At 47.7% G+C, this 17,369-nt stretch carries 14 protein-coding genes; 7 read left to right on the plus strand and 7 right to left on the minus strand.

Going from position 1 to position 17,369, the window contains the following annotated elements:
• Window positions 1-32: 32 nt before the first annotated feature.
• On the plus strand, window positions 33-2,027 hold the full coding sequence (locus MA03_RS04180) for a hypothetical protein (protein WP_219731620.1): 1,995 nt from the start codon (window positions 33-35) through the stop codon (window positions 2,025-2,027).
• Here the strand turns inward: MA03_RS04180 and MA03_RS04185 are convergent.
• Window positions 2,020-3,210: a galactokinase gene (locus MA03_RS04185; protein ID WP_052884074.1), complete on the minus strand. Its 1,191-nt coding sequence runs from the start codon at window positions 3,208-3,210 to the stop codon at window positions 2,020-2,022. The genes MA03_RS04180 and MA03_RS04185 overlap by 8 nt on opposite strands.
• 35 nt (window positions 3,211-3,245) lie before the next feature.
• Between MA03_RS04185 and galT the strand changes: the two genes are divergently transcribed.
• Both galT and MA03_RS04195 read left to right on the plus strand, forming a co-directional pair.
• On the plus strand, window positions 3,246-4,262 hold the full coding sequence (galT, locus tag MA03_RS04190) for a galactose-1-phosphate uridylyltransferase (RefSeq protein ID WP_052884075.1): 1,017 nt from the start codon (window positions 3,246-3,248) through the stop codon (window positions 4,260-4,262).
• A 51-nt stretch (window positions 4,263-4,313) separates the two neighbouring features.
• Window positions 4,314-5,240: a helix-turn-helix transcriptional regulator gene (locus MA03_RS04195; RefSeq protein WP_191118400.1), complete on the plus strand. Its 927-nt coding sequence runs from the start codon at window positions 4,314-4,316 to the stop codon at window positions 5,238-5,240.
• Window positions 5,241-5,339: 99 nt separating this feature from the next.
• Here MA03_RS04195 and bgaS read toward each other — a convergent pair whose 3' ends face one another.
• Together bgaS and MA03_RS04205 are read right to left on the minus strand one after the other, a co-directional pair.
• Complete coding sequence (gene bgaS / locus MA03_RS04200; protein ID WP_191118401.1) at window positions 5,340-6,893, minus strand: beta-galactosidase BgaS; 1,554 nt, start codon at window positions 6,891-6,893, stop codon at window positions 5,340-5,342.
• Window position 6,894: 1 nt separating this feature from the next.
• Window positions 6,895-8,172 carry a spinster family MFS transporter gene (locus MA03_RS04205; protein WP_052884078.1) on the minus strand — a complete coding sequence of 426 codons (1,278 nt, stop codon included), beginning with the start codon at window positions 8,170-8,172 and terminating at the stop codon, window positions 6,895-6,897.
• Between the two features lie 167 nt (window positions 8,173-8,339).
• On the opposite strand from MA03_RS04205, the gene MA03_RS04210 reads away from it, so the two are divergent.
• Together MA03_RS04210 and MA03_RS04215 are read left to right on the plus strand one after the other, a co-directional pair.
• A complete protein-coding gene (locus MA03_RS04210; RefSeq protein WP_052884079.1) occupies window positions 8,340-9,803 on the plus strand; it encodes a DUF2139 domain-containing protein in 1,464 nt (487 codons plus the stop codon).
• A gap of 75 nt (window positions 9,804-9,878) precedes the next feature.
• Window positions 9,879-10,910, plus strand: a complete 1,032-nt coding sequence (locus MA03_RS04215) for a type I phosphoribosyltransferase (protein ID WP_052884080.1) — start codon at window positions 9,879-9,881, stop codon at window positions 10,908-10,910.
• Here MA03_RS04215 and MA03_RS04220 read toward each other — a convergent pair.
• The 3 genes from MA03_RS04220 to MA03_RS04230 are packed head-to-tail and all read right to left on the minus strand — an operon-like array spanning window position 10,876 to window position 14,144.
• Entirely contained in the window at window positions 10,876-12,528 is a 1,653-nt protein-coding gene (locus MA03_RS04220) for an ABC transporter ATP-binding protein (RefSeq protein WP_191118402.1), read from the minus strand. The genes MA03_RS04215 and MA03_RS04220 overlap by 35 nt on opposite strands.
• Window positions 12,516-13,346, minus strand: coding sequence for an energy-coupling factor transporter transmembrane component T family protein (locus MA03_RS04225; protein ID WP_052884082.1), 831 nt, complete (start codon window positions 13,344-13,346; stop codon window positions 12,516-12,518). The genes MA03_RS04220 and MA03_RS04225 overlap by 13 nt, the downstream gene beginning before the upstream one ends.
• A gap of 3 nt (window positions 13,347-13,349) precedes the next feature.
• Entirely contained in the window at window positions 13,350-14,144 is a 795-nt protein-coding gene (locus MA03_RS04230; RefSeq protein ID WP_052884083.1) for a hypothetical protein, read from the minus strand.
• Window positions 14,145-14,229: 85 nt separating this feature from the next.
• Between MA03_RS04230 and MA03_RS04235 the strand changes: the two genes are divergently transcribed.
• Entirely contained in the window at window positions 14,230-14,958 is a 729-nt protein-coding gene (locus MA03_RS04235; protein WP_052884084.1) for a phosphoribosyltransferase family protein, read from the plus strand.
• A gap of 42 nt (window positions 14,959-15,000) precedes the next feature.
• Window positions 15,001-15,702, plus strand: a complete 702-nt coding sequence (locus MA03_RS04240; RefSeq protein WP_052884085.1) for an HAD family hydrolase — start codon at window positions 15,001-15,003, stop codon at window positions 15,700-15,702.
• A 10-nt stretch (window positions 15,703-15,712) separates the two neighbouring features.
• On the opposite strand, the gene MA03_RS04245 is transcribed toward MA03_RS04240, so the two are convergent.
• Complete coding sequence (locus tag MA03_RS04245) at window positions 15,713-17,317, minus strand: PTS system mannose/fructose/sorbose family transporter subunit IID (RefSeq protein ID WP_052884086.1); 1,605 nt, start codon at window positions 17,315-17,317, stop codon at window positions 15,713-15,715.
• Between the last annotated feature and the right edge of the window lie 52 nt (window positions 17,318-17,369).

Here is a 17,369-nt window from a genome sequence, read left to right on the forward strand (position 1 = left end):
ATTAATTTATCCGGACTACTGTTGTGACCTCTATGGGTCTAGGAGAATATTTAGAGTGCTGTGCAAAGCAGATAGGCAATAAAAGTTTTTCTCTAGAGGGAATCTTAGATTGCGCAAGGTTACATTGGGATAGTATCGCGGGAATCTTTACAAGTCTCTATGGTTCGAAAAGGGCTGAGGAGATTTACAGCGTCTTGAATCAAGGCTTAAAGTTGGGTGAAGTAGAAGAATCTCATGAGGTTTTCAAAGTTGTTTCAGAGCTACTTGAAGTTTTCCTGGGAAGCCTTGATATGACTCTAGCCAGCCCGATTTTAGTATCTAACCTTGAAATGATCCTCAATATTCTAGTGGAGAAGGGTATCATGCCAGAGGATAGGCGTCGTTTATGGGAGAGAATTCTCTTGGAGGTAAAGCTGAGGCTCGAGAAAAATGTTCTATGGGTTGAAGGCGGCTCAGCAACCCCTCTCATCGCCTTGAGTGACGAGGACCTGCCGTGGGCTCTGGGTTACCTTTGGCCGTATTTCCTGGATCAAGTGGAAGGTAAGGGTGTTGAGGGAGTCTTGAAGGAGGTTCAAAGTAGCATATATGAGGGTATAGCGGTAAGATTGAAGGGAACCCCTGGGTCGGGTAAACTAGCGTTAACATACCTTACGCTAAAGCACCTGATAACTGAGGGTTACCTTGTCTATGCAGGTGACCCGAACTATGCACAGTTGCTGAGCGGCGATAAGGTTGTCTTCTCGCCTAGGGGATATTACTTGTCACCTGCGGGAAACAAGGGGGACATTAAGGAAATTGACGTTTCAGGCCGCTTAACACTGGAAGAGCTCAAAGAAATAGCCCTAAGGATCGGAGCTTGGGATGGTGTTAAGATCTCCGAGTCTATGCTAGGGGCACTTGTTGAGCATTCAGGCGGGAATCCTGGATTCGTTGAGGCGGCTTTGCTTCATCTCGCGCTTTGCGAGATGAGCCAGAGGCGATGCGAGGTGCCCGATTCTATGGAAAAGTTAAAGGCGAAGTTGAGGGCTGATCTTCCTCCAGCACTCGTCGAAAAGCTCACTAACTTGTCTTTGATTTCCGCACGCTGCTTCCCAACCGGGCTCTTGGAAGTAGGTGAAGATGAGGAGGACTTCTTTAACCGTGTGTTTCTAAAATATGATCCCTTGGGGCTTTATTCATGGAGGAGTCTTGTATCTCGAGAAGCCTTTAGTAGGAAGATTGCCTTCCCGTATAATCCCTACGAGGTGGTCTTTTCATCGGAGTCGCCGTTCCACAGCGCATGGTCTCTTCTCTCCAGCTCTCCCAGGATCGGGAGCTATGTAGCCGCTAAAGCCTTAAGTGAGTTGTACGAGGAGCAGTCTTACCCGCTTCTAGAAGCTGTTGTTACGCTGTCTCCAGGTACGGTTGCGCGGCTCCTTAGGAGCTCTACTGTTTACCGTTTAAGGGTGCTTGTTGGAGTCGCAGAGAAAATGGGAAGCTTGGCATTGGCGGAGGAGCTCCTAAGCCTATCCACTAATATCCTTAAATCAATGGGGGGAGAGGTGCTTGCGGAAGAGCTGGAAGCTCTGACAGTGGAGCTGGCTGAGATTCAGGCTAAGAGATTGTTGCCAGAGCTTGCCCTGCGAACACTCAGCGGCTTCTCACCTAGAGATGAATCATTAAGGCTAAGATCCGAGTGGATAAGAGGTGCGTCGCTCTTAAACATAAGCGAGTACGAGAGAGCCTTTACTCACCTACAGGAAGCACTGAGGTTGTCCCAAGAGGGGAATTCGAGGCGTGAGACTTACTCAATTAGAATACTTATCGTTGACGCCTTGCTAGGAATGGGTAGGAGGGATGAGGCGGTCAAAGAGATTGAGAGCATCGTCAAGGAGCTTGTTAGGGCTGAGTGCACCTTAGTGGATCTCCTATTTGAGGCGGCTATCAGGGAAAAGCAACTAAAAGGTAAAAACAATTACGCAGTCTGCGCCTCCCTTACACGATGCGGGTATCCAGACCTCGCAGGTTCGTATGGATGTTTTAGCTGAGCTGGAAGTCAATTGAGGCGCCTCTATCGACTCTTACACTCCACCCCATCTGAGCCCCGGCCCTCATTGCCTCCTCTAATATCTTGTGCTGCACGTTTGAATCTGGCTGTGTTAATCCAAGGAGGCTTCCCCCCAATCCCGCACCGCTTATCTTCACGCCTAGCGCCCCGGCTGCGAGCATGGCGCTTCTTATTTTTTCGAGCTCAGGGAGGCTTACATCGTATAGGTCTCTTAATAGCTCGTGCTGGTAATTTACCTCGTATGCTATAAGGTTTAGGTCGACACGTCCCGTCTTCAAGCTTTCCACTACTCGCATTGTCGATTGGTGCATTAGGAGAGTAAAGGTAACTCTCTTAGCAAGCTTTTCAGGTAGCCTGCTGAGATAGCCTTCTAATTCATCAAAACTCAATTGATCCCACAACGTTTCATCGAGGCTCGGCTTGATCTTCGCTTTAACGTCAGGTGGAATATCGTCCATAGAGTACAGAGTACGTAAAGCCTCGTTGAGCTCAGCCTGCCTCTTTGGATGAATATCAGCAACGCTGTGTCTGATCCCGGAATCTGCTATGATTAAGTTCAGCTTTCCTATCTCGAGTTTCTCTACACGTACTGGAGGTTTGGGGTATAATAGTATCGCTCCTCCCAGGGAGGACGCATACTGGTCCAGCCTACCGCAGGGGATACCGGCGACTCTGTTTTCGGCCAGAAAGGCAAGCTCGGCTACTTCTTCCGGTGATAGGCCAAGGTTGTAGTGGGCGTCTAAGGCCTTGAGGAAGGCTACTTCTAGGGCAGCACTGCTCGAGAGCCCAGAGCCTATTGGCACCTCGCTGTATATGACCGCTTTGAAGCCCCTTGTAAGCTTCAATCCCCTGTATTTTTCTAGGGCTATAACAACAGCCCTGAGATAGTTTCCCCACCAGCCTCGCACATGTAGCTCAGGGTTGGTTGCCGAGAAAACATCTTGAAACTCAGCTCCTTCCTTTTTCAGGTTCAAGCTTATTACCTGGAAGTTGTAGCTTTCTGATAAAACTGCCACGTAGGTTCTCAAGTTTACCGCGACTGGAACTACAGGCAGGCCCTTGTAGTCCTGATGGGTATTAAGGAAGTCAATGCGTCCAGGTGCAGAGGCTACGAGTAGAGGCGTCCGGTCCAGACTGGAAGAAAGCTCATACGGTATCTTCACAAGAAATAAAACGTCGTTCTGAAAATAAATCTCACGTGCGGCGGGAAACTTACAACGAGCTTCGATGGAATCCACTTATTGGTAGCTGGATCATAGTCTCTAGTAAAAGGGCTGTCAGGCCCTGGAGGCAAGTCGAGAAGTGCCCTTTTTGCCCTGGGTCCGAGGAAACGGGGGTCGGCTGGGATGTCCTCGTGCTAGACAATAGATTTCCAGCTCTCAGGGTTGATGCGGTAGCCTCTCGAGGAAGCAGGGGATTGTATAAGGTTGAAAGGGCATATGGTTATTCGAAAGTAGTTGTAGAGACACCAGATCACGAAGGTGACCTAGACACGATACCCTTCGTGAACCTCATAAAATACCTGAGAGTAATCGCAGATCTTACAGAGAAGCATTGTGGTGATCCAAAAATAGAGTATGTTTTGCCATTCAGGAACAAAGGGGAAGTCATAGGCGTGTCTCTCACTCACCCCCATTCACAGGTATACGTTTTGCCCTTTATACCGCCACGGGTAAAGAGGGAGTTATCAATGATTAAGGAGCATAGGGAAAAGACAGGTTCCTGTCTTCTATGCGATATCCTGAAGGCTGAAGAATCAGATGGAGAGAGAATATTGTATTCAAATAGTCACTTCACGGCTTTTCTCCCGTTTTTCGCTATGTGGCCTTACGAGGTACATATATACCCTCAAAGGCATGTCGGATCACTTCCTCAACTAGACCCTGAGGAGCTCCAAAGCCTAGCTGACGCTATTAGAATGGTTGTCGGGGCATATAATCGGCTCTTTGGCTTCAGCCTCCCCTACATTATGGTTTTCCACCAGTCCCCCTGCCGCGACTCCGGCGAATTCCACTTCCACGTCGAATTCTACCCTGTTCACCGATCCCAGGATAAGTTAAAGTATCCCGCGGGTATAGAGTGGGGAGGGTGGATCTTCACGTATGACGGCTTGCCCGAGGAGAGGGCGGGAGAGCTGAGAAAAGCGTTTCAAAGAGCCCTAGTCGATTTCGAGACGAAGGGTTTAAAACCATTTGGAAGAGTCCCCGAGAAATGAGAAGGCTTATCGGACTACGCTTTTATATCTGAAGCTTTAATTGTGTGCATTGTGAGCATCAGATACGTGGTCTTAATCACCCTGGGGCTCCTAGTTATCCCTAACCTGGTTTTCGCTCAGCAAACAGGCGTAGTAAACGTCGAGATTTTTCCTACGGGAGGCGCCCATGTCGTCTATATTCTTCCAGTAAATGGGTCACTCATAGTTGATCTGAAACTGATTGGTCTTCCAGACCCTAACTTCCTGGTAATTGTCCAGAACGAGAAGGGTGAGCCACTACCATACTCGATAAATGACACTACTGGCTACATGACTATAATTACGTTAGGGTCGTCTCAGTTAAAAGTAGACTATTATACCTCATCTATAACCTCCAAAGTAGCAGGCAGATGGATCGTAAACTTTACATCTCCACTCCCAGTCATATTGAAGCTTCCCCCAAATGCAACACTCTCAGCGATTTACACCATTCCAGAAGGAATCTCCACTCAGGATGGAAGCATAGTCTTGTCCTTCAAACAAGGCCCAGTCCTTATAGGCTATGTTCAACCCCCTGTTAACGTCGTTGTACAAAAGCCTATAACGCCTCCTTCCAATCCCGCAATACCACCTGGGAGTAACACCAGTAGCACAACGAGTCCAGGAACTACACCACAATCGCCTTCGAGCCCCTCTCTGCCCTCTACAAGTCTTACAAGCCCTATAATCCTAGGCGCTATCACCCTAGCTACGGTCGCCGTATTGGTACTTTTCTTACTTCTGAGAAGGAGAGAGAGCGCTAAGGGCTTTTCAGAGGTTGACGCGCAGATAATTGAGCTATTAAGGAGTGCTGGTGGAGGACTTTTTCAATCTGAACTTGTCAACAAGCTTGGGCTACCCACTACGACTGTCTGGCGTCATATAAGGAAACTAGAGTCTAGCGGCATCGTGGTTGTGGAGAAGAGGTTTGGGAGAAACTACATCAGACTCTCCCGGTGAGTGAAAACTATTAGGTTTGAAGGGGTGGGCAAGCATCTCATTCATACGCTGGGGGAGTTAAAAATGAGATCCTATGTTTTATATAGCTTTATTTTTGCTTCACTGCCTAGACGGCTTTATGACTTTTAATGCCTCTTTTACATACTTATCTGGTACATATCCTTCCCTTATAATCTCCGCTAGAACATCCGCGCTAGGCCTCCTGATCCTCTTCTTAGACTCGAGGTCTACAGCGTAAAGGCCGAACTTCATCCTAAAGCCGTCGGCCCACTCGTAGTTATCTACAAGCGCCCAGTGCAGATACCCCTTCACAGTGTTTTTCTCCTGAATGTATTCTTCTAGGGTTTTGAGGTGTAAGGCTATAAAGTGTGGTCTAAGCCTGTCTTCGCGATCTGCGATACCGTTCTCAGTCACAATTATAGGTTTTCCATAACCGGCTGCGATGTCTAGAACCTCTGCTAAGCCCTCAGGGTAGATCTCCCAGCCGAAGTTGCTTGTAGGTCGACCGGCCATGCTATAGGAGTCTGGGACACACTCGTTTCCATAGCCTTTTACCATCTCTGGGAAGACTGGAATACCTAGGATGAAGGAGAGGGGGTTTCTTTTGCCGTGAACAACTTGCCTCGAGTAGTAGTTGACGCCTATCCAGTCTACCTTATCCTTATATGCCGCGTACATCTCGCTAGGTTCTTCCTTCATGTTCGTGTCCTTGTCAACCCATCCGCGCGTTACAGCGTTGAGGATCCACCTGTTGTGTAGATGGTCTGAGAAACGTGCAGCTATTACGTCGAGATGACGCCTTGGGTCTAGAGGGTGGAAGGGTATCATGTTGTGAATTATTCCGACCTCAGCTGGGCTAGATGTTTCTGGATACGCTTTTGTCTTGTCTATGCTCTTTATGATCTTATAAGCCAAGACGTGGGCTTGAGCTATATTTACTAGGGTTTTCCGGTAACCGTCGAAGTTGAATAATCCAGGAGGGAACTTTCCGTTCTTGAAGAGAAAGCCAGCCTCAGCCACTACGCTGGGCTCGTTGAATGTTGACCATATGTCCACCAGGTCTCCGAACCTCCAAGCTGCGTAAGCTGCGAATTTTACAAACTCGATCGGAAAGCGTGGGTCTGCATAGCCCAGTGGTCCTCTTTTTAGGTTCGTGGCTCTAGCCTGGATAGGGTCATGGAGCCATATGGGTAGCGTGAAGTGTACAAGGTTTAAGATGACGATGAATCCTTTCTCGCGTAGGTCCATTATCACCTCACGGTAATGCTGTACAGCTGACTTATCGGCCAGCTCGTCAAGCTTCGCCAGGTCTTCTTCGTCTAGACTTGCGTTTACTAGTAGAGACTCGTCTTTCTCGACGTGGATGTTGATGTTAAAGGTGGGTCTTGGGAATATCCTGCTCCACTCTAGATTTAAGCGGTAAGCATTCATGCCTAGAGACTTAGCGATATCGTGGTCTTCACGGAAACGATGCCAATAGTCTATCCCCTTTTCGGGCAGGTCTCCGCTCACGATTCCTCGCTTAATATTGGATTCGTCGTGAACCCAGACAAACCAGTCTGTGTTAGGGTCGATTGCTCTCCCTTCAGGGTCTCCCATCTCGAATTGGAAGCCTGCGAGTGAGACACCCCAAAGGAAGTTTTTCGGGAACAATTTAACCACCTTTTAATTCCATCTTTCTCTCTTGCATTAGGACTCTAAGCCTGTCTATATCCTTAGGTATTATTATCGTAAGCGCTAGGAAGAAGACGAAACAGAGCAGCCAGGTGGACACACTGACAAGGGTTATGGATTTTCCTAGAGATAATCCTTCCGCGAGTATCCCTGTAAGAGCTGGAGACACCGCGCTCCCAATATTTTCGAAAAACCTTAGGTAAGCCGTAGCACTGGATCTCAGCTCGGGCTCCGTAATATCTGTAACAGCCGCTACAACGTTAGGCCCGGCCATGGGGATTACGAAGGCTGTCAGGAGGCCAAAAAAGAGGAACTCATCGGTTGTAGGTGAGTTTATAGTTAGATAGATGAGGATGGCTGAGAATAGAACCACAACGGCGCCTAGCAGCGCTCTCCCTCTTTTCGTCCTTTTGAAGAGTCTATCGCCAAGGTATCCTGCTGTAATGTTGCCGAAAGTCATCGCTATGAGCCAGAGAACCATTACCAACATTACTAGTTCTGGTGTGAGTCCTCTCTCGAGCTCCATATAGGTTATTATCCAGAAGGTTATAGCGTTCCATGGGAATACACCCCAGAAGCCCTGCAGATAGAGCAAGAGCAACGACCTGTTTTTAAGGAGCTTCGGCAAATCTGAGGCCCTTGCCTTGTAGATATCCTCTTTCAGGAGTCCTTCAAGCTCTGGTTCAGAGCTCCCTCTAGGTACATCTTTTATGACAAGAATTGTCAGAACACCGATAAGGATGCCTATTGGCCCTGTTATGTAGAAAGCGTTTCGCCAGGAATATCCGGCGGATACTATCGTGAGAGCTAGGATTGTCCCCAATATAGAGCCGAGCGGGCCCGAAGCGTTAAGAATACCCATGGCTTTACCTCTCTGGTGGGGCTCGAAGTAATCTGAGACTAAGCTGTATATCCCGGGTGGAGCCGCATCATCTATGCCCGTCGCCATTCGCGTCGCGAAAAACTCGTTAAATGTCCTGCTAAGAGCATTAAATATTGTTGTGAATCCCCAAATCGCTGCAGCTAAGCCAGCAAGGATCTTCCTTGAATACCTATCATAGAGATACCCCCATAGAGGATATAACACCGCGGCTACTAGAACGGTCAAAGAGAATACAATTCCCAGCTGACCGTGAGATATTTTGAATTCTTCCTCAATATTCGGAGCGACAGCCGAAATTATGAAGCGATCCGCTTGGTGGAGGGTCAAAAAGATGGCGAAAAATGCAACGACGAACCATTTATATTTATTTTGCATACAAAATAAATCTTAGTTTGCACTTAATATATTTTTTTATTATACTGTTAACCCGAAAGGAATACTATGTGAGAATCTTCTCACCATCTAAATAAAGAGTGGGAGGCGGATCTTCGAATGAAAAGGAATAAGAATAGTTTAAAATAAACGCAGAATTCTTAGCACTTGTGAAAGAGATCCATACTTTCCCTCCTCGCTATGGGCCCGAGTGGGGAAGCGGGGGAGTCTTCGGCCTAAAATACTATAAAGACACATTATACTTCACCCTTGCTTTTGAGGCTGAGGCACACTTCGTCCAAGATGATGAGCATAAAATTTACCGTTTTGAGCAAGTGGGCTACCTGCCCACGAGTGGAGGTGACACCTACAACGCTGTGGATGTCGTGGACGACTCTATATTTTTCGGTGGATGGGTTCATGCTCCAGCCATATATGCGGGTCGGGTTGGTAGAGGAGGATTAATTCATTTTTACAATAAGTACAGCCACGTCCACGAGTATGTGATAAGTGAGGAAAGGGTTAAACTATTGTGGAAGGAGAGCATTAGACACGAATCAGAGTGGGCAGGAGAGATTTCCAACATCATTTACGACCCAGTGAATGACAGGCTTTTACTTTCTAGGTCGGATGGACACAAGAACCTGGGCGTATACGCTCTGCCGCGTAGAGGTGGAGCAGCCGAAAAAATAAGCGAGAACCCCTCTCTTAAGGGGGCTTTACTCGGAGATTATGCATGCTTCGATGTGATAAAAGATTGGAGGCGAGGCGTTGAGGCTGTACAGTGTCATGACCTTATATCAGGAAAGTGGGAGTTATTCGACATAGATTATTCTAAGATGAGTGTTGACGGTAGCCCAGCATTTTTCACTATGAGTGGACCCGCAATTTCAGCTTATGGGAGATACATGCACTTTGTTAGAGGAGGCGTCCTAGTGGGTAATCCCTTGAACTATGAGGGGCTGTCGTTCCTCAGACTCTTCGATTTCGGCCTCTCGGGTTATGGACCTCTTCGAACCTCAGCTGTGCCTTTTGCTGGCGGTATCCTCGTGGCCTTTAATGCGTTCACTCATGGAGTTCAATATCCTAGAAACAATGATGAAATGGAGGCGGCTAAGGCTATGAATACGATAGTCGGGCCAAGTGTTCTACTTTACATTACTCCGCCTATAGCTCGTATAGTGGGCGCGTTTGGAGCAAGAATCACATCCATTGAGAGCGCCGGGGGCAAGGTGTTTCTCGGAACCTCTACTACAGCGAATTATGGTGCGCTTGACGCCGGGCCCGTTGATGCAGGATGGAAAGAAGTTGTAGGTTTAGATCTAGCCGGGGCTTTGAACAGTGCACCTCCAGTGGTCTTCAGAGTTGACGGTTCAAGGATTCTCGATATGGCGTGGGGAGGTATACCGTTATATGGGTACAGGAATCCAAGAATTATAGTATCGACTAGCCGTGAAAACGAGTTGATTCTACGAGAGTATGACTTTAGTTTGTCACCCAGTAAGGCTGAGGAGGAAAGAATTAAACTTACGAAGGGTAGGAATATTATTGAGCTCGGAGCATATAAGGGGATTCTCTCCTTCCAACTTATAGAAGAAGACCCATCTCTTGTAGCTAAGATAGTGCTCGAATAATCTTCCCGTAAATTACCCTTGAATGGTTAAGCTTTTATCTCGGGTTTTTTGCCTAATGCGAATTGTAAGAGGTAAATGGAGGTAGCCAGCTTGGAGAAGATATCCGACAAGTTCGGCATTAAACTGTGCGAGAGAAAGATCGTTTTTGAGAGCGGCAAAGAAGGTGTTCTCGCTTCCATCGATCTACCTTTGAATGCTGAGGCTTTTGTTGTCCATACACCTGAGGGGTCCTCGGTTGCTAGTAAGCCCGAGATAGTGGGCAGGGAACTCGATAGCGCCATCATAGAGCCGGCACGCGTAACAGCCTCTTTTCTTAAGCAAAGACTCGAGGGTGTGGAGGATATCGTATTCCTACACGTTCTCAGAGGGTCTCAAGGGTATCGTCTTGATGTGGCTTTGCGTGAGGCTGGCTTTGAGATCAGGGAAGAGTTTGTGCGGGTGGTCTATGAGGGAACAGGGGAGAAGCATCTGGATTCAAGCCCACGCATTGGTAGAGTACTGTTCGGTGAGCTTTCAGGAAAAGAGAAAGTCCTGGTCGTCGCTGATACTGTGGCTACGGGGAGAACACTACTTGAGGCTCTCAGGGTATTACTCGATCTCGCCCAGTTTAAGGGAGTAGAGTTCAAACAGGCCATAGTATATGGATTCATCTCCGAGAACGGCGCAACAAAAGTTTCAGAGTTCCTGGAAAAGCGCGGAATTACCCCATTTTTAATCTCTATTGAAAACTTTTCAGCCCTCGCGTCTAACATGTTCGATATGCCCCTTTATGGTCCCGACGTGACGCGCGACAAAATCCAGGTTGATAAACTGATAGCTGGCTCTACGATTCCGCTTGCCCTGAAATCCATGCTTGAACACTATTTTCCAGGATTGGACCAGCCTGGCGATTGGAGCGAGAGACAGTGCCTCTTATTCAACGGAACATCTTATGAGCGCGGCAGGATAGAGAAGCATCTAGAAAACAGTATGAGCGCCCTTGAAAATCTGTATTCAGCGATAAAGGCTGTAGACTGGTTTGAAAACTGGATGGGTCGAGTCTACCAGGAGAGGAAGAAGGGTCTCAGAAAAGCTATGAGAAAGGATTACTGTGCTCCCGAGCTTTAGCTAGGATCTTGCAAACCTGTACTTCTACTGGCTGGCGCAGGTGTGCCTTGTAGACTATATCATCCTCCTCCAGGATAAGTCTAGGAGAACCGTCAGCTATTATCCTGCCGTCTACCATTACTAATAGACGGTCCGCGTACTTGTAAGCCAGCCCTACGCTATGAGTGACAACTAGCACAGTCTTGCCTTTATCGACTAGCGACCTAAAAATAGACATGAGCTGCTCGCCGAGTCTTCTATCCTGCCCGGTCGTGGGCTCATCGACTACTAGAACCTTCGGGTTAAGGGCATATACACTTGCTATGGCGAGTCTTCGTTTTTCCCCTTTGCTCAGAAAGAACGGATGTTCTTCCTCCAGCCCTTTAAGGTTGAAAAGCTTGAGGGCTTCCTCAATCTTCTCAGCGTATAACCTTTCGGGGACTCCCCTAAGCCTCCATCCGAAGGCTACCTCATCCCAGACAGTCTGATTAAAGATCTGATGCTGTGGATTTTGATATATGTAGGCTATAATGCTGGATAGCTCTTCCCGCGTATACTCACCTACCCCCCTCTTGTCGATTAGAACCTCGCCCTTAGAGGGTTTGAGAAGCCCAGCAACAAGCTTCGAGAGAGTTGTCTTACCGCTCCCGTTGGGACCCATGAGGAAAACTAACTCTCCTAGTCGTAACTCAAGATCCACACCCCTTATGACTGGTTTTTCAGGCTTGTATTCGAACCAAACATCTCGAATCGATACTATCACATCCCCTTTACGCCCTTCTATGACTCTAGGGTTGCACACGCCGTTAAACTTCACAGCGTTGGAGTACGCCTGTCTCAAGAGGTCGCCGGTGTCTCTAGCTTTGATGTTGAGCTGTCTCGCAAGTTGTATATAGTCGGGCGGGTAAGCCGCGTGTTTTAAAGCCGTCTCGCCTAACTCGTATACTTCACTGGGCTCTCCTTCTAGAACTATTCGTCCTTCATCCATAACCAGGAGCCTGTCCGCAAACTCTACTATGAGTTCTGGCTCGTGTTCAACCATTACGACTGTTGTCCTGTATTCATTTATCAGGCTTCTCAGGGCCGAGACAACTTCTTCCTTACCCTGGGGATCCAAGTCGGATGTGGGCTCGTCGAGTATTAGGAGTTTTGGTCTCCTGGCAACCGCCGCTGCGATGGCCACGCGTTGCTTCTCACCCCCAGATAGCTGTAGAGGTGACCTTGGGAGAAACGACTTGTCAAGGCCTACAAGGTTTAGCGACCATTCGATTCTCTCCTGTATCTCATGCTCATCTAACTGCAAGGGCTCCAAGCCCAGTAGTATTTCGTCCTCAACGTTACTCATCACGAACTGGATCTCTGGATCCTCAAATACGACGCCGACGTTCCTAGTTATCTCGGAAATCTGGGTTCTTGACGTATCGTAACCCAGGAGTAATACTTTACCTTGAAATTCTCCTGGAAGCCTCTGTGGAATGACCCCTATAAGTGTGAGAACGAGGGTGGTTTTTCCCGCACCACTAGGCCCTGTGATAGCGACGAATTCTCCCTCATCTACCCTCAGATTAATATTCTCTAAAATGGGTTTTTTGGACCCAGCGTATCGCCAGTAAACTTCTTTAGCTTCTAGAATCGCCATGTGAACCACCACGCAAGGAAAATTGTCAGGAATACCGTGAAAGCTAATACGAGGTAATCCTTTATTGTAAGCTTGCCTCTGTGTAGGCTTGCCGAGAAAGTAGTAGAGGGTTGTATCCCTCTAGACTCTAGTGCAAGGGATATCTCTAGACTTCTGGTTACCATAAGGGAGAGTAATGGTATCAAAGCGTTGAGGTAAATTCTGAATTTTCTTGCGAGACTTGATTTTTCAAAATCAACTCCGCGTGCAATCATAGCCTCCCGAACTATAAGGAAATCTGAGACGAAGAAACTAATACCCCTAAAGAATAGAGAGGCTGAGATGCTCACCCATGCAGGTAATTTTAGCCTTCTTAACCCCCACACTATGTCCCGGTCGGATACAGTTGCTATAAAAAGCGTTGCGGTGAAAATCATCGCGAGTATTCTAAGAATGAAGAAAGCCGTCTGCAGGAGAGCTGTGTCTGTAATCAGTATCTTCCACTCCCATACTCCTCGTTCAGCGTTAACGCGCAAGATTGTCGTGGAGTAGAGGGTGTTACCTGGAACCTCTTTAAAGAAAACGAAGGATAAGACGATAAAGAAAGATAAACTCAGAATTAGGAATAAGTAGTTTTTCAGGAACCTCAATGGGACGCCCGCCCATAATAGAAACACGAGAGCTGTGACAGCCAACAGGGTAGCTGTGGTAATGTCCTTGACGAAGAACACGTCAAGCGACAGAAAAAAAGGAACAATTATTCTAGTAACAGCGTCGAGTTCACTGTAACTTGTATGTCTTACATACACACCTGCAAGTTCCTCAAGTATTGTGGGCATGGGCTAGGCCCACCATCCTTCGACATATAGTCCAGTCCTTTTGAATATGGGTGTTAATGCTGTCAGGATTCCCGTGGATAGAACCGAGAGCACGATAAAGTCTCCTATAACCCAGCCTGTGAATATAGGCCAGAAGAGTTCGGCTGGTAGGGGCGGTGGAACATTATATAGAGTCAGGGTGGCCGCTCCCCATATACCAGACGCTACCGAGGTGAGTATTATGCTGGCAATGTACACGCCCCATGTCTTCGCATCGCCTACCAGGAGGCCAAGCATTATTCCTATGACTGCAAGCCCCAGTCCAGTATACACGCTCGCCACATAGATAGAGGTAAACGGTTCTCCTAGGGATCCCAGTAAAACCTGTATTATTATTCCAAGGATAAGTATAATGAAGCCTGTTGAGACGAATACTGGGAACAATCTAGCCGCAGCTCCACGTTTAACCGTGAAGTCTGGATCAATGCGTAGGATTCTAAATAAGAGGGCTGGGATAAAGGCCTCTATAAAGTCTGCGAAAGCCCAGATGACCGACTGGTACAGCGTATAGCCGCTCGGGTATAGTCCGAGGAAAAGACAGCTTAGGTACCCCGCAAGTGCTCCCCAACCACCCATCCAAATCCCTAAGGGGACGTAAACCGAGCTTGCAACGTAGAGAGCGGAGACACCTGGGGCTCCTAGAACTGGGAAAATCAGCGATGAGAGCACGGCAAGCACATACGCCATTGCTGTGGCAAGGATGAAGGTAACGATGTGGGCCCATGTAACCCCTCTTTTAAAGGCTTTTCCCTGCGTCACAAGCTAGAGTTTTTTCATCTATTTATAAAATTTTCTTTATTTTAAAACATAAAATTTTTATACTATTATCTTATTCGTGATAACAATGTACTCGAAAAGAATCGAGGAAGCTACCACACAGGTCATATGTCACAAAGCCTTGAAGGCCGTTAGAGCACATATCCCCCCAAAGGAAATTCTCGAAGAACTGAATAGGGCAGGAATAGATGTGTCGCCGGTGGACCTAAGCAGGTATCTTGGCGGTCTTGTTTTACCTGCGCCAGATAAAGCGTTGCAGATATTGGAGGCGATCTATAAAACCGGGCTAGCTGAGAGAGTGCTCCGTGTAAGGGTTCATGTAGACTCTCATGGGGTCGTCAATGTCCCAGACATAGCCTTCGATACTCGAATATTGGAGCTGGCCTCCGCGGTTGCATTCCTGTTATTTAGGGGTAGAGTGGATTTAGTCGTTACTGCTGCAACGAACGGCATACCACTGGCTTCTACCATTGCATCCTTCCTGGGGGCCAGACTTGCTGTAGCTAGACGTGAAAGAGAGAGCCCTAGCATTAAATATATAACAACTGGATTGTTTCTGAGGGATCCTCCTAGTTATGTCCACCTCTACCTTCCCGCTGATTCTATTCGGCGGGGTGACAGAGTTCTCATAGCCGACGATCTTTTTAGCACAGGTAGGACACTAAAGGCACTGCTAAATATGGTCGAGGAGGCGCGCGGGAATCCTATTGGAGGGTTTGCCCTTATAGCTATGGGCAACGCTTGGAGAGAAGTAGCTCCGAGCGGGCTTGAGATCGTAACTCTTCTAAACGTATGAAAGCCCACACTATATATATCATACAACAAACTTCCTCAAGTGATGGGCAGTAAAGCACCTGTTTTTGTTGTAGACTATGATGGAACACTATCTCGTGAAAATACACCAGTCGAAGAGAAAGTACTTAACGCCATTCTTTCATTGAAGAATACTTATGGATTTAAACTTGTACTTGCGACGGCAAGGCCTTTTAGGGATATCGAGCAATTTGTAAATGCAGGGATTTTCGATGCTTTGATTCTTGAACTTGGAGGAGTTCTTCATTTCCCACCCTCAGATATCGTAGTCTTCAAGCCAAAGTGGTGGAATATGGTAATTGAAAAAATTGCTCTCAGAGTCCCACCGGTCAATAAAGGAGAGCTATTATATTATTTTGACGAGAATCATCTGCCACAGGCCCTCGAGGTTTTAAACATTATAAGTCCTACACACCCGGTAGAAGTTAAGAAGGTCGGCTCTAGAACTCATGTATTCGCCCCACAGGGACTCGACAAAGGAGTGGGGCTTACAAGGCTTTCAAGGTTTATAAGCTTGGAAAAAGCTGAGATTATAGCTATTGGGGACAGCATGTCAGATATGCCCCTATTCAAGGCTGCCGGGTTTAGGATAGCTGTTGCTAATGCTGAAGAACGTATAAAGGTTGAGGCCGACTATGTGACAAAAAGTCTCTATGGTGAGGGCGTAGTTGAGGGCATAGGATTCTTTCTGGAAAAAACATCAGGTAAAAAAGAAGAGTATTTTTAAAAGAATTGTTTTATCCGAGGATTCCAAGGATGGCTAGTATGAAGGCTACGAGGAAGAGCACTATCACCGCTTTGCCGTAACTGTAGCCCTTGTTCTTGATTAGCCAGTACGTGAAGAGTGTGAAGAGTAACGGGAGTAGTGAGGGCATAAGCTGGTCTAGGACTGGTTGCAGCTTTATGGCCTGCCCGTGGAACTGGGCTAGAACTATTGGCGTTGTGGCTCTCACGTAGGTTGCTGTAATCCCACCTATCACTGCCATAGCGAACGCCATTACGGCTTCGCGGAAGACCTTCAAAACGTCTCCCTTGAGGACTTCTGAGAGCGAGAGACCGTACTTGTAGCCGTACACTAGGGAGTAGTATTTGATAGCCCAGGAGACGGGAATCCATATGAGGAGTGCTACTAGCGGGCCCAGAATGTTACCGTTGACTCCTAGAGATGCTCCAAGGAGGAAGGCTATGGGAAGTAGGGTGAACCAGAGCATGGAGTCGCCTAGCCCTGCAAATGGTCCCATGAGGGCGGTCTTAACTCCACGAATTGTATCTGGGTCGGCGCCCTGCTCCTCAAGTGATATTACCATCCCGTATATCGCGTTGTGCACGTGGGGCTCCGTGTTGTAGAACTCGTTATGTAATCTCATCCAGGCTTTCAACTCCTCGGGGTCTTTTCTGAGCTTCTTTTCAACCTCTAGCATACCATGTGCGAAGCCCGTGCCCATCATTCTCTCATAGTTCCATGAAGACTGTATGAACCATGATAATCCAAACCATCTGAAGAAGTCCTTCGAAGTCGCTGAGCCTTTAACCCCCTGAGACCCGGATGAAAGGGTTAACTGTTGGAGTGCTTCGCGGTGGGTGAACAGGTAGAGAGCAAAAATGATTGAGCCGGCAACTAATGCTATTGCGAGTAGGCTGAGTTTGAGGTAGGCGGCTAGTGCAAATCCGAGAATGTAGAAGGCTACCGTCTCCCTTGAAAGCATCATTTTCATCATTATAGCGGCACCTAGAGCTGGTAGAACTGCTCCGGCGACTCCCATCGCGTCCCAGAATCGAATCGTTAGCGGGCCTAGCTGTACTACTTGTAGTGCCTCGATGAAAGATTTCACGGCCTGCGGGTTTATCGCTAGCGCACCCACGAAGGCCCATATAGGAATAGCTCTGCTGAGAGCCCACGGGACGGCGCCTAGGATATTTATGAGGGGTATTTTATCGAAGTTTCCTTTCTCGATCTCGGCGTCAGCCCAGTGGGTGAATACCGCGTCGAAGGATCTTACGACGATCTCCAGGTTCATCGTCAGGACTGCCACTGGTATTGCTAGTGGAACGGCTGCCTCAGGCTTTATCCCCGCTGTGATTGCAACTACGACTGAAGCAATTGTTCCTGTAGCAGCCTCAGGGACTGTTCCGCCGCCTATAGTGAAGAGTCCTGCAAATACGAATTCTAGTAGTGAGCCTACGATTAGACCTGTAATCGGGTCGCCTAGGATAATTCCTGTAAGGGTGCCTGCGACTACGGGGCGCCATATTCCAAGGGGGGTGACCCATATGTAGTCGAGTCCGAAGATGAAGGCAAGCAGTCCTAGAAGTCCGACTTCAACTGGTCCTAGTGCTGTCATACATTAGTGTTTTGGTATACTTTTTTATAAAGTTTTCTTAAGAAGAAAACAT

It is taken from the genome of Thermofilum uzonense, from assembly GCF_000993805.1.
Classification (GTDB): Archaea; Thermoproteota; Thermoprotei; order Thermofilales; family Thermofilaceae; genus Thermofilum; species Thermofilum uzonense.